This window comes from Marinimicrobium locisalis (assembly GCF_039822625.1).
GTDB lineage: Bacteria > Pseudomonadota > Gammaproteobacteria > Pseudomonadales > Cellvibrionaceae > Marinimicrobium > Marinimicrobium locisalis.
In genome coordinates this window covers 1-13072 of the sequence record NZ_JBDLLG010000011.1, presented here as the reverse complement: position 1 = coordinate 13072, position 13072 = coordinate 1, and the positions used below count along the sequence as shown (strand labels likewise).

Below are 13072 nucleotides of genomic sequence, written 5' to 3'. Positions count from 1 at the left end.
CAAAGCGCCACAAGGACAACGGATACTCAGACAAAACTCAACTGCAGAGACATCGCCTCCGCAGTGAAAATGGAGCTGATGAGCAGATTTGAACTGCCGACCTCACCCTTACCAAGGGTGTGCTCTACCAACTGAGCTACATCAGCCTTAAAACCTTTGGACTCAGGCAAACCGTCGCTTCAGACAACCTAGAAACCACCGACGAGGTGGAGCGGGCAGCGGGGATCGAACCCGCATCATCAGCTTGGAAGGCTGAGGTTCTACCATTGAACTATGCCCGCACTCTGAGGGCCCGCACTCTGGGCTTACCTAACTCTATATGCCTGACATGCCTGCTTCTGCCAGGCTTTTAGCCACCCCCGTGGGGAAAGCAGGCTAAAATATGGTGCAGGGGGGAGGATTCGAACCTCCGAAGCTTGCGCGTCAGATTTACAGTCTGATCCCTTTGGCCACTCGGGAACCCCTGCCAAAAAGCAGCCGGCATTGTCCGGCTCAAGCTCCTGACTGTCAACTGAAAATTCAATATTTTCACACAGTTACAGACAGAAACTCAGGTTAAGTGGAGCTGGCGAGAGGAGTCGAACCCCCGACCGGCTGATTACAAGTCAGCTGCTCTACCAACTGAGCTACGCCAGCACTTCACCTGACCACGTCTCAACGTGGAGGCGGGATTCTAGAGAAACTTTTACTCAGAAGCAACACCTGAACAGAAATTTTGTCGGCGCTCCAGCTCGGGAGTCGTGGCGAGCAGCTCCTCCCAGAGCGTGTCGGACAGAGCGCCCGCCTCCCGGACCGGCATGGCCAGCCAAATCTCTCGGTGGGTTCGCTCTATCTCATGAATTTGAGCGTCATACCCCATATCCACTAACTCATCTCGGCGGGCCGCCGCCAATGACTGGCGACTGAACATTCCAAAAGAGATGCCGTTTTCGAGCTCGCCTCTCGGTATGACGTAGCTGTCGATCTCCTTTGCCTGAAGCTCGTGCAGCTTTTGCAGCGCAGCGCGCTGGGACAACTCAGGCGGCAAATGCACCCAATAGCCCCGACCGTCAGAGATCTCCAGCGACCGCTGATCGGCTGAAACATCGAGCGCCTGGAGCCGTTGCTGAAGCGAATCCGCCTGTGCGGCGTTGGCGAAGGGGCCCACCCACTCACATAGAGGGCGCGCCTCCTCGGCGGGGCGGCTCCTTGAGGAGTCCCGCTTTTGCTGCGCCTGGGCGGCGCCGGTAAGCGCACCCTCCTCGGCCTCACTTAGCAGGCGCAGCGAGGGCGCTTCGGGCGAGGAGGACGCACGGCCTTGCTCGGTTTCCGCCGTTTCCGAAGGGGAAACCCATTGCAAAGACAGCAATAGCAGGTTGGCTATCACCAAAACGACAAATATGGCGCGCATATCCCTTATTACCCCAATAATTCTAAATAGGTGTCATCAACTCAGTCAGCGGGGGGCTCCCTCACCCCCTTCGACCTCCCCGCAGGCAACAGAGAGTCCGTCCAACACGATATTCGGCCAGAGAGAGGCTCGAGGGAGGTGAGAATGGAGCCGTTCGGCATCTCCTCCCGCCAGCACAATCGCCGGCGATGGGTCGCTCAGTTGCTCCCGAGCGGTGCGGATCAGCCCCAGGATCATGGCCACCAAGGCCGATTCAACCGCAGAGGCCGTATTTCGGCCCGGTACAACGCTGGCTTTTGCCCCAAGCCCGGTATCGAAGCGGACCCGAGCGGTCTCCCGAAAGAGGGAATGATGCATGAGCCGCCAACCCGGGCCAATGTAGCCACCCAAGTGTTGGCCAGCGCCATCGATCAAGTCCACCGTCAATGCGGTGCCCGCCTGGACCACAACCAGCGCTCGGTGCTCCTTGCGCCAGGCGGCCAGCAGCGCTACCCAGCGGTCCGGCCCAAGGCTGGCCGGGTCGGTATAGCCGCAGCGCAGCCCGGCTTGCTGAAGCCTGGGCACAGCGAAACAGGGGGTGAGCTGCCAGGCCTCATCCGCCCATTCCGTTAGCCACTTTTCATCTTCCACCGGCCGAACACTGGCGACGAACAGGGCCGCCGGCTGGGCACAGCGGACCAACTCCGACTGCACGGCGGCGCGATCGGAGGCGTCTACCGCCCCGGCGGCCAGAGTACCGGATTCGTTTCTAAGGCGCCATTTAAACCGGGTGTTCCCCCAGTCAATTTCTAGAATCATGACACAGCTCTCATTGACAGCTCGCCTCCATGGCAAATAACCCGCTCCCCATCAATATCCAGGCGCAGGGCGCCGGTTTCATCCACCCCTTGGGCGATGCCTTCCAGGGCCCTTGTGCCGGAGCTGAGCTTAACGGGGCGACCGTGAAAAGCGTCGCGCCTCTGCCATTGGTCCCGCCACAGCGCAAACCCCGCCTGATGATAATGGGCGAGCAGCGCCACCAACGCCTCGACCAGTGAGGCCGCCAGGGCGTTTCGCTCGGGAGGGCTACACGCCTCCTGGTCACACACGGTCCCCAGGTCCACCCAGGGCTGCTCGATTTGCTTGGCCGCCGCCGGAGGCATAGCCAGATTTAATCCCACCCCCACGACCACTTGGCACCGACCGGCCGGGTCCCCGGCCATTTCCAACAACACACCCGCCAGTTTACTCCCACGCCAGAGCACGTCATTGGGCCATTTGAGTTCCAACCCCGCCAGCCCCTGACGCTCCAGCACCTGGCAAAGCACCGCGCCCACGGCCAGGCTCAGCCCCTCCAATTGAGAAGCGCCGCCGTCGAACGACCAGTTAAGAGAGACATAGAGATTGCGCCCAAAAGGACTAACCCAGGGGCGCCCCCGTCGGCCTCGGCCGGCGGACTGATGCTCCGCCAGGCAGACGTAGCCGGTCTGACCGAGAGCGGCCCGCTCCAGGGCGCGGCTGTTGGTGGAGTCCGTGGTCGTCAACACCTCGAGCGCGCTGATGGCCGAGCGCGTCTCGGCACTCAACGCCTTCTCAAGCTTGTGCGAATCGAGCATCTCCAGGCCGCCCCTGAGACGATAACCCCGCCCTCTCACCGTTTCCAGCTCAAGCCCTAGCTCGTCAAGTTTGCGCAATTGTTTCCAAACGGCTGCCCGACTCACCCCGAGGCACTCGCCCAACTCATCGCCGGAGTGATATTCGCCATCGGACAGCCGAGCCAGTAACCGGCTTAACGTACGTTCATCCCGAATCATTGAGACCTCTCAGGGCGATAGACCCGGCGATAGCGACCGGCCAAGCTAGTGAGCACTTCGTAACCGAGAGCGCCAATACGGTGGGAGACTTCCGCCACTGTCAGGCGGTCATTCAGGACCTGGATCCAGTTGGACTCGGGGGGTGACGCCGGCCGGGTATGGGTGACATCAAAAATGGTGGTATCCATGGAAATTCGTCCAACCACCGAGACTTGGGTCTCCCCCAAATACCCCAAACCACGCTCTCGCCCAATGGTCCGGTTGAGGCCGTCGGCATACCCACCCGCGACAACCGCCAACCGCCGTTCGGTCGACAGCCGGGCGGTTGCCCCGTAGCCAATGGCTGCATCGCCTTGCAGCTCTCGCCACTGGAGTACGGGCAGAGACAGCCGGACGACGGGCTGCATTTTTGGGGCTCTCCCGAAGTGCGGGTCAAACCCGTAAAGGGAGGCGCCCGGTCGGGCCAACTCAAAATGCCAATCGCTTCCAAGGAAAATGCCGGAGGAGTTGGCCAAACTGCAACGCACCCCCGGCAGCAACACCCGCGCCTGGGACGCCACCCGGGAAAAGCACTGCTGTTGCTCACGGTTCATCGGGTGGGCCCACTCATCGGCACAGGCTAGGTGACTCATCACCACCCTCGGGTGACAGGCTCGTAAACGCTCGGGGTCGTTTCGCAACCGCTCCCAGTCCTGAAGGCTCAACCCCAAACGAGTCATACCGGTATCGATCTTGATCACCGAGGATGCTTGCACATCGGCTCGGCGGCAAGCCTGAGCCCAGCGATCCACGCCTTCCAGACTATAGAGCACCGGAATCAGCCGGGCATTGAGACATTCATTTTCCTCCCCCGGCCGCGCGCCACCCAAAATGTACAGTTGAGCATCATCCGGCAGGTAACTTCGTCCCGCCAGCGCTTCTTCGAGTGTCGCAAAGAAAAACTCCCGACAACCGGACCGATACAGGCAGTTGCCGACGGGTTCGGCGCCCAGACCATAGGCATCCGCCTTGATGACGGCAGCCGGTCGTTGTGGGAGTTGTTGGCAGACGGTGCGCCAATTGGCGCGAACGGCCTCCAAGTCAATGGTCAGCAGGCCGGTTGCGGTGCTCATAGGCTCTTCACTCAATATGGTCGGTGAGAAGCGCATCTAAGCAAACCTGGACGGGAAAATCCAGACGGCACCCTCCCTGGCACTCGTTCAAGGTTAGCAGGGCGTTGAAAAACCTAAGCGTGACCGCCAGGTTTTCAACCGCCGGCTACTGAGCCTTCGCGGAAGGGAAACGGTGAAGCGTATAAAAGACACTCATGGGCACGGTATCGTGATCCCGCTGAAGCGGTTCAGACTCCAAGGTCAGATGGTAAACCCGAGCGGTCTGCTGAGGATGCACTTCGGGCAGCTCCGTGGTCGAGAGCACCACATTCAGTACTTGCCTCCCCTTATCCAGTGAAATGTCAGACACCGCCTCTTCTCTTAACGCCAAGCGTTCTGAGCCATAATCCGGCGCGTCCCGGTAGGTCCAGGATGACAGGGACAAAGCCTCTTGTAGTTGGGACTCAGACACCGCTGAGGGCAGAGGCCGGGTGAAGCGCACCTGAAAGCCAGAGGCGGTCGCCACCATGCTTTCAATCGCCAAGGGCACCGTTTCTCCCTCCCAAACAATGCGCTGTAAGCTGGCAACGTGGCCGCCCTTGGCTTGCCAGCCTCGGCCGGTTTGACCAAGAAGAAGGCTGCCGTCAGGCAAAAACACCGGACGCATCGCCCCCGAGGCCAAGTCTCGGGCGAAGGGCATAGCGGCCCCCTGGACAGTGCCGTCGGGCAACGTTTCAAGAGCCACCCGGAACAGGTTCGACTGGGTCTGATCTCCAATCACCATTTGCCCGGCGAAAGGGCCGAACTCCCCTTCCGTCAAGTCCCACACCGGGTGCCCCGGGGAGTTGGCCAAAAGGTTTTGGGGCATGAGCATACGCTCCCGCACGCGCTCATCCCACACGTTCTCCCAGTCAATTTCGGGAGAGTCGGGGGTCATGCCCGGCCTATCCACCAAGCTTGAGGGGTGACCATAGAATGCGTCTTTCTTTAGTACAAACAGTTTGGAGGTGCCGACAAACTCGCCCTGGTTTTCGGTTATCCAGATTTGTCCTCCCGGCCCACGCGTCCACCCGGCAGCGCTTCGAAGGCCACTCGCCCACGGCGTTACCTCGCCATCCGCGGTGACCCTAAAAGCCCAGCCACTGAAGCCGCCCTGGCTACCCATATACAGCCCGTCGGCCTTGTAGACGGCTTCATCGGTGTGCGCCAAGTTGAGGCCGAAATAATAGGCGCCGTCTTTTCCCTTTACCGGCCCATGGAGGTAGGTGTGGTAGTTGCCATGGTAGCTGAACCCATCAAACAGGGTTTCAAAACGGTCTGCTCGGCCATCTCCATTGGTGTCCCGCACTCGAGTCAACTCCGCCTTTTGGCCGATGACCAAATCCAGCCCTTTTTTATCTTCAATGACAACGCCAAGACTGTCGAACATCCCCTCGGCGAACAGACGCCATTCACCCTCGACGATCCGCCAGATGCCCGCATTGCGGGTGGCCACTACAATGGTTCCGTCCTCCGCCACGGCGATGCCCAGCGCCTCGAATAAAAGGTCCCGGCCGTAGTTATCCTTGGGGGGCAAGTAATCTTCAATACTATAACCGGCCAGTAACGCCGCGTCCGAAGGCACGACCTTCAACGGCTGGGTCTCGTAGACGAAGTCCGTTGCCGGTGGCCGCCATGGGTCTTCGGAGAGTTCCAACTTCGCGTTCAAGCTGGCCGGAAGGGCCGCTTTTTGGGGCAGCGCCCAGACGCCATCCTTAACCTTGCCCGCCGACACTTGAACAGCGTTGAGCGCCCCGCCGGCCAGCTGGAAGGACTGAGTGGCATCGAGCTCGCCGTCCACGGTTATGGTGACTGTTCCGTCCGCAGCAATGTCGGTCGTCACCTCAAGCTGGTTGGACCCCACCCGAAAATGAAAGGCAGGCGTGCGTCGGCTTTCTTTGGAGTTGATCGCATAACCCTTAAAACGTGCATCGATTGAGTCAAGTTTTTCCAGATGATCCCGCTCGGCGTTGAGAGAGGCCTGGATGGTTTCAAAATCTTGGAATTTCGCTTCTTTAAAGGAAAAGTCGACGACCTCCCCCCCTGGCAACACAGGGGCGAATAGCACCGGCGCGTCGCCAAAGTCGATTTCTCGGCTGTTGTAGCCCATATTCAGGCCCGCCCCACCGCGGTTGCGCAACTCTCCCGACATATCCAGGAAACCGCCCTGCCATAGTTTTACTACACCAAGAACCCGAGGATCAAAACTGTAGTTCACACCGTTGGGCAGGCCCACGTGAATGGCCCGACCGGAGGTCCCCGGCATGGGACCACGCTGAACCTCCACCTCATCCAGCACCAACCTTTGTAGACCGTCGGTCAGGGGATCATAAGCGACTGGCCCACCCTCTTTTACGAGGTGCACCACCGGGCCTTGATTCTCCAAAGGGTTGAGCGTTTTCAGGTAGGCCCCGATAGCGTCCAGCTCACTGTCACTGAGGGTGTCCTTGGAGTACCCCGGCATAATGGGCTGAAACACCTGCCCCTCCTTCGTTCCCCGCTCTGCGATGGCCAGCTCGCTATCGGGCGTGCGAACGCTGCTGTGCAAGTAGCTTCGATCCGCCTTCAGGGTGAAACGCGTATCGGATTCGCCCTGCTTCACCACACGATCGCGAGGCTTTCTCTGGAACAGACCGTAAAGGTTGGGGCCGGCTCGGACCGAGGCTTCGCCCTGCTGAACAGCATGACACGAGGCGCACCCCAGAGATTTAAACTGCTTCTCTCCCAGGGCAACAAAGTCCCGAAAAGACGCCTCATTGGTATCCCCACCGGATTCGGTGGGCACGGCAAGATTCTCGAAGTCGGCGTGCGCCAGTTGGACGTTACGAAGCGCTACACTGCCCTCATGCAGTCGCACCATGAGCGGACCGGAGGTGGTCTCCCACGGGTTAATGGCGCCGCGGGTGAAGCCTGTCGCGATCGTATTTCGTTGAACCGGCCGGCCGTTAACCCGCACGTCCAAAAATAGGGCGGACTCCACTTTCTGCCCGGCCTCGTTGTAACGCGGGGCACGGAAGCGAACGCTCACTTTTTGCCACTCGCCGGCAGCTTTGGCCGCGCTGGCCATGGGAATAACCCCGGCATAGGCTTTGGGATCGCGGTCCTCATCCCAACGCGGTGCCAGTGCGCCCATAGTCTCAACGGTCAGTGCTTGGTCGCTCGATCTTGCGGGCGCCAGGACAATTTCATAGCGCCCCTGCAGGTACAGCCCCGCTTGAGCGCCTTCGGCCAATAGAACCTCGAAGCTTAACACCGAGTCTCCGAACGACTCCTCGGTCAGCAATGGTTCAGGCCGGGGCTCCGCCGAACCCAGCAGCAGAGTGCCGGGGTTATCAGAACGCGCTTGTTTTAGCGAAGCGCCCTTCACCTCCACCTTACCGGTCGCTTGCCATCCGGCCGCCTCAGAAAAGTACGCCCCGGGCTCTTGAGCGCGGCACACCGTCGACAGACCGGCTACTGTCAGCACCGTGACGGCGAACCGGCCAAGCGTAGCTATTATTGTTTTGTGCATGTTTTACCTCATTCAAACGGCTTTCGCCTTTTTCACACTCCCTAAACCCGACGGACCGACAAAAAACCCCGGAGTGTATGATACAGCCGGGGCAATTCGCATGTCGTCGGTAAGTGGGGAACCGGAAAGTTACAACTCACGAACCCAGATGTTGCGATAGCTCACTGAGGCATCGTGGTCCTGCAAATAAAGGGGGGCACAGCCATGGGCTTCATCATAACTTGGCTCGCCAATCCATTCTGTCGTTCCTTGAATTTCGACATGGTTTTGAACCACCACGCCGTTGTGCAACACCGTCACGTAGGCGGGGGTTTCGAGCTCACCGGCCTCAGCGAATTCCGGGGCTTGGTAAATAATATCGTAGCTTTGCCAGACGCCCGGCGGCCGGCTGGCGTTCACCAAAGGAATATGCTGTTTATAAATCGAGGCGGCCTGGCCGTTGGGGTAGGTTTTGTTGTTGTAAGAATCGAGCACTTGAACTTCATATCGTTCTTGAAGGAAGACGCCGCTATTACCACGGTTCTGGCCATCCATGCCTTCGATATCCTTCGGAGTGCGCCACTCCAAATGCAGTTGAACGTCACAGAAGCTCCGTTTGGTGCGAATACCCCCTTTCTTTCTGGCCACCGTCATAGCCTCATCCTTCAAGATCCAAGTGGGCTCACCGCCATTCTCGCCCTCCCACTCGCTCAAGTCTGACCCGTCAAACAAGACTATGGCATCCGAGGGCGCACCGCCCGCGGGCGCCTCGACCTTCTTCGGAACCGGCTCCCATACTTCGGTTTTTTGTGCTTGCTGCCAAGGCTCCAGTGCGTCCCCAGAGGTTTCATTCGGCGTATCAGCGCTGCAGGAGAGTGCCATCAGGCTCCCACAGGTCACTGACAGGAGGGTTTTCAAGGTCAGAAGGTTTGCTGGCTGTTGCATCTTAGCTGCTCTCTTATTTGGGATTCTGGGCTTGATAGACACCGGTGCCACCATTAAGCACCGCCCACCCGACCTCCATGCAAGGGTGTATCGGCAAGGTGCCAGAACCTGGATTTATAACATATAAAATAGTTTTTATCTAGAAAACCATCCCATGGGAAACGCTAACGGAATTGGCCCAGATCCTCGAGGAAACGCTCTTGCCAGTGGTGGATGTCATTGTCCCGCAATACCGCCATCATACTTTGCCAGCGCTCCTTGCGCTCGGCCAACGGCATGGACAGCGCCTCTGCCAGCCCCTGAGTGACCTGCTCAGAGTCATAGGGGTTGACCAATAGTGCGGCATCGAGCTCATCGGCGGCGCCCGCCATATCGGACAGTACTAGCACGCCCGGGTTGTCGGGGTCCTGGGCCGCTACGAACTCTTTCGCCACTAGGTTCATCCCATCACGTAGCGGGGTGACATAACCCACGCTCGCCAGGTTGTACATCGCCAGAATGGTATTGCGACGAAAGCCGCGATTGAGGTAGCGCAGGGGCACCCAGTCAAAGTCGGCATAGGTACCCACGATATGCCCCACTTGTTCATCAATCTGGTGTGCCAAATCCGCGTAGGCTTTTACATCCCCTCTCGAAACCGGGGCTACCTGCAGGTAAACCACCTTGCGGATAAATTCGGGTTGCGTTCTGAGTAGGTTTTCATAGGCTCGCAATCGCTGTGGCAACCCTTTGGAGTAGTCCAACCGGTCCACGCCTACAATCAACTGACGGTCTGTAAGGGATTGTTCCAGCCGCTTAAACTCCTCGGATGCCTCCCCGGTTTTACCCACCTCTCGGAGCGTATCGGTCTCGATGCTAATGGGATAGACGCCCGCCTTGCATTCGTAATCACGGTAGCGAAAACAATTGTCGGGCAGTGCCTCCCCGCCCAGCCCGTACACCACGCTGAACTGAAAACCACGGTAGTCCACATCGGTTTGGAATCCCACCAGATCATATTCCATCAGGGCGGTAATCAGTTCCCGATAGCGGGGCACGGTGCGCAGCAAGTCCAGAGGGGGGAAGGGAATATGCAGAAAGAAACCAATCGGGCAGGTGATACCGGCCCTGCGCAATAGGCCTCCCAACGGAATCAGGTGGTAGTCATGAATCCAAACAGTGTCGTCAGGGCGCAGTAAAGGAAGGAGTAGGCGGGCCATTTTTTCATTTACGCTGAGGTACCCTTCAAAGTCGACCTCTCGGTAACTCATCAGATCCGGACGCTGATGGAACAGGGGCCAGAGCACGCTGTTGGCAAAGCCTTTGTAATACTGGTTGTACTCGACTTGGTTCAAACTGACCGTGGCGTAATCAATATTTCCGGCCGTTTCAACCCTGGCCTCTGAACGTTGGGCACTTTCGATCTTGCCGCTCCACCCAAACCACAGCCCTCCGGCTTTGCTCATGGCGGCGGCCACCCCGACCGCCAACCCTCCCTGCGAACCACTTTTTGTGCTATCGAGCTTAGCCACCCGATTGGAAACGACAACCAAACGACTCATAACGCAGACTCCCAAGGTTTACTCAGAACCCTCGCACTATTGATAATGCCCACCATGCTGTAGGTTTGCGGGAAGTTGCCCCACAGCTCACCTGTGACCGGGTCAATATCTTCCGAGAGCAGGCCTAGTTGATTGCGCCGGCTTAGCAGATCCTCGAACAGTGCCCGCGCCTCATCTTTACGCCCGGCCGCCGCCAGGGCGTCGATATACCAAAATGAACAAATCGTAAACGCGTTCTCCGGAGCACCAAAATCATCTTCAATCACGTAACGGAAAAGATAACGGCTGGTCTCGGGCTTCAGCACTTTCTCGACACACTCGAGCGTACCGATGAACCGCGGGTCCTTGCCGTCCACATAACCTAGCTCGCAGGCGAGCAACAGGCTCGCATCCATTGTTTCTCCATCCCAGGTCGCCGTGTAGCTGTTTAACTGGGTATTGAACCCGTGTTTTTCAATTGCCAGCCTTATGGTATCCGTCACTTGGGCCCAGTATTCAGCACGATCATGAAGCTCCAGCTTACGGGCAATACGTGCCAAGCGATCCGTCGCTGCCCAGCACATCATGCTTGAGAAGGTATGGATATGCTGGCGGCCGCGAAGTTCCCACAAGCCAGCATCCGGCTGGTTGTAAAGCCGGCTTGCTTTCTCCCCAATAGTTTCCAGCAGTTGGAACAGGCGTACATCGCCTTTGCGGCGAATACGTTCATCAAAAAACATCTGGGTGGCAGACAGTACAACCGCGCCATACACGTCATGCTGAATCTGCTCGCCCGCCTGATTCCCAAAACGGACCGGCCCCATTCCCCGGTACCCGGGCAAAGTGGTGGACTGACGCTCTGACATTTCGCCGGAACCGTTGATGCAAAAGACCGGCTGCAACGGCTCATCGCCCATAGAGGCCACAATATTCACCAGATACTGCAGGTACTGCTCCATGGTTCGGGTCGCGCCCAAGCGATTCAATGCATGCACCGTAAAATAGCTATCCCGTAGCCAGCAGAACCGATAGTCCCAGTTCCGCTGGGTATCCTTCGCTTCGGGGATAGAGGTGGTCATGGCGGCCACAATAGCCCCAGTGTCTTCGTAGGCACTGAGCTTCAGGGTGATGGCGGCGCGAATTACCGCTTCTTGCCATTCAAATGGAATCGCCAAGTATCGAGACCATTCCAGCCAGTAACTTTCCGTTTCGTGCAGAAAACGCTCACCCAGGTGATAGAGTGACTCTTCAATGGAGTCGTCGGCACCGAGCAATAAGTAATGCTCGCCATCGAGCACATAAGGGCGCTCATCCATGATCGCCGTTACCGAAAGCGTCGTGGATACTCGTAAGGACAGCTTGTTGTCTGAAACGTACCGAATATGGTTGCTGCCCTGGACGGTTCGGTAGGGAACCGAGCCATCCTCCGTGGCCGGACGCAAGCGCACCTTGATACGAGGCGATCCGATCGGCACGAGCTTGCGCACAATGCTCATTGGACGATAAAGGCGTCCATACTGAGTAAACCGGGGAACAAAATCGATCAACTGCACACCATTGCCCCGGACGTCATATAGCGTGGTTTTCAGAATGGCGGTATTTTTTTCGTAGCTTTGCTCACTGTGGCTAAAATCTTCAATATCGACGGCAAAGGTTCCCTGCATCTGCTCCGGATCGCCGGTTTTTAATAGCGAGCTGAATACCGGCTCGCCATCAAATCGAGGCAGACAGCACCAAACTATTTCCGCTTGCTGGTCAACCAGAGCCCCAATCGTGCAATTGCCAATAAGAGCCAACTCCAGACTTCTCTCTTGTGCGGTCATTAATTCCCCCTCGATAGACTACGTTGCAAAAACTGATGGACATCCATAACGTCCGCCAACCGCAAACTTGCCACGGACGACCCTGTACCGACCTTAATCGAGACCCCGGCTCGATCGTTAACGCAGGCGAAAGCATCTTCATCGGTTGTATCATCACCGATGTAGCAGGGCGAACGCCCATAGAAAGGGTTGAGCTGCATGAACCTCGCCACGGCCAATCCCTTGTCCACCCCACGAGCCTGCACTTCGCGCACGCAGTTGCCGGCAATGACCCGTATCCCGGGCAGGGGGCTAATCTGCGAGGCGATAAACTCGTCCAACGGCGCTTCCATATTCGGGCGCGAGCGAAAATGCAGCGCCATTGAATGCCCCTTATCTTCCAGCAGCAGTGCATGTTCAGCCGCCATTGGCGCCAATTTCGCCCGCACATCAGCCAAGGCCTCCAGATCGACGCCTTCGGCATGACGCGTTTCGCCGCCCCCAAGACGCCACTCGGCCCCATGACCTCCGGCCGCCGCGATCTCAGGCAAACCCAACAACGCGTCCAGCGATTCCAGGGAGCGCCCGCTCACCACCGCCAACGCACCAGAGAGGTGCTTGTTTAGGGCTCTTAACAAAGCTCGCAATTCGCCGGACACCTCGACCGATTCGGGGGTCTCGGCAAAATCCACCAAAGTCCCGTCAAAGTCGAGAAATAGGGCTGTCTGTTCCAAATTCAACGCTTTCATCAGCTCCTTCATCATCGCCATAAAAACAAACAGAGAGACCTTCAGACTATAGCAAGCCCGGAGGGAAAGCGAAAATAAGGGGAAGTGTCAGGTTACAGCCTTCGGCCTAAACCGACCTACGGGTAAGGAATGAGATGGGAGTGTCGGCCCGCAATGCCCATCAGGGCGAGCGCCATCGGCAACGTCCAGAGGACGAGCCGTTCAGCGACCCCAGCGCGCTGGAGCGGCGCTTGACCAATTTGTCGGGAACAAA

At 58.1% G+C, this 13072-nt stretch carries 9 protein-coding genes and 4 tRNA genes; all 13 read right to left on the bottom strand.

The features are described from left to right. Nucleotides 1-70: 70 nt before the first annotated feature. Nucleotides 71-146 (bottom strand) — tRNA-Thr (locus AAE514_RS08290). A 61-nt stretch (nt 147-207) separates the two neighbouring features. Next, a tRNA-Gly gene (locus AAE514_RS08285) sits at nt 208-281 on the bottom strand. A gap of 102 nt (nt 282-383) precedes the next feature. Beyond that, nucleotides 384-467: transfer RNA gene (locus AAE514_RS08280), tRNA-Tyr, on the bottom strand. A gap of 93 nt (nt 468-560) precedes the next feature. Further along, a tRNA-Thr gene (locus AAE514_RS08275) sits at nt 561-636 on the bottom strand. A gap of 49 nt (nt 637-685) precedes the next feature. Further along, nucleotides 686-1390: an SPOR domain-containing protein gene (locus tag AAE514_RS08270; RefSeq protein ID WP_347331067.1), complete on the bottom strand. Its 705-nt coding sequence runs from the start codon at nt 1388-1390 to the stop codon at nt 686-688. Between the two features lie 45 nt (nt 1391-1435). Beyond that, on the bottom strand, nt 1436-2188 hold the full coding sequence (locus AAE514_RS08265; RefSeq protein WP_347331066.1) for a type III pantothenate kinase: 753 nt from the start codon (nt 2186-2188) through the stop codon (nt 1436-1438). Next, entirely contained in the window at nt 2185-3183 is a 999-nt protein-coding gene (birA, locus tag AAE514_RS08260; protein WP_347331065.1) for a bifunctional biotin--[acetyl-CoA-carboxylase] ligase/biotin operon repressor BirA, read from the bottom strand. The genes AAE514_RS08265 and birA overlap by 4 nt, the downstream gene beginning before the upstream one ends. Then, a complete protein-coding gene (alr, locus tag AAE514_RS08255) occupies nt 3180-4295 on the bottom strand; it encodes an alanine racemase (RefSeq protein WP_347331064.1) in 1116 nt (371 codons plus the stop codon). Before alr ends, birA begins: the two co-directional genes overlap by 4 nt. Before the next feature lie 145 nt (nt 4296-4440). Next, complete coding sequence (locus tag AAE514_RS08250; RefSeq protein WP_347331063.1) at nt 4441-7824, bottom strand: 3-keto-alpha-glucoside-1,2-lyase-like domain-containing protein; 3384 nt, start codon at nt 7822-7824, stop codon at nt 4441-4443. A gap of 129 nt (nt 7825-7953) precedes the next feature. Further along, a complete protein-coding gene (locus AAE514_RS08245) occupies nt 7954-8748 on the bottom strand; it encodes a 3-keto-disaccharide hydrolase (RefSeq protein ID WP_347331062.1) in 795 nt (264 codons plus the stop codon). A 164-nt stretch (nt 8749-8912) separates the two neighbouring features. Then, nucleotides 8913-10289, bottom strand: a complete 1377-nt coding sequence (locus AAE514_RS08240) for an alpha,alpha-trehalose-phosphate synthase (UDP-forming) (RefSeq protein ID WP_347331061.1) — start codon at nt 10287-10289, stop codon at nt 8913-8915. Then, nucleotides 10286-12091, bottom strand: coding sequence for a glycoside hydrolase family 15 protein (locus AAE514_RS08235; protein ID WP_347331060.1), 1806 nt, complete (start codon nt 12089-12091; stop codon nt 10286-10288). The genes AAE514_RS08240 and AAE514_RS08235 overlap by 4 nt, the downstream gene beginning before the upstream one ends. Beyond that, complete coding sequence (gene otsB, locus AAE514_RS08230) at nt 12091-12819, bottom strand: trehalose-phosphatase (RefSeq protein WP_347331059.1); 729 nt, start codon at nt 12817-12819, stop codon at nt 12091-12093. The genes AAE514_RS08235 and otsB overlap by 1 nt, the downstream gene beginning before the upstream one ends. Nucleotides 12820-13072: the final 253 nt, after the last annotated feature.

Excerpts from the sequence above, each read along its gene's own strand:
- AAE514_RS08270 (WP_347331067.1), bottom strand. The coding sequence starts at position 1,390 with ATGCGCGCCATATTTGTCGTTTTGGTGATAGCCAACCTGCTATTGCTG.
- AAE514_RS08265 (WP_347331066.1), bottom strand. The coding sequence starts at position 2,188 with ATGATTCTAGAAATTGACTGGGGGAACACCCGGTTTAAATGGCGCCTT.
- birA (WP_347331065.1), bottom strand. The coding sequence starts at position 3,183 with ATGATTCGGGATGAACGTACGTTAAGCCGGTTACTGGCTCGGCTGTCC.
- alr (WP_347331064.1), bottom strand. The coding sequence starts at position 4,295 with ATGAGCACCGCAACCGGCCTGCTGACCATTGACTTGGAGGCCGTTCGC.
- AAE514_RS08250 (WP_347331063.1), bottom strand. The coding sequence starts at position 7,824 with ATGCACAAAACAATAATAGCTACGCTTGGCCGGTTCGCCGTCACGGTG.
- AAE514_RS08245 (WP_347331062.1), bottom strand. The coding sequence starts at position 8,748 with ATGCAACAGCCAGCAAACCTTCTGACCTTGAAAACCCTCCTGTCAGTG.
- AAE514_RS08240 (WP_347331061.1), bottom strand. The coding sequence starts at position 10,289 with ATGAGTCGTTTGGTTGTCGTTTCCAATCGGGTGGCTAAGCTCGATAGC.
- AAE514_RS08235 (WP_347331060.1), bottom strand. The coding sequence starts at position 12,091 with ATGACCGCACAAGAGAGAAGTCTGGAGTTGGCTCTTATTGGCAATTGC.
- otsB (WP_347331059.1), bottom strand. The coding sequence starts at position 12,819 with ATGAAAGCGTTGAATTTGGAACAGACAGCCCTATTTCTCGACTTTGAC.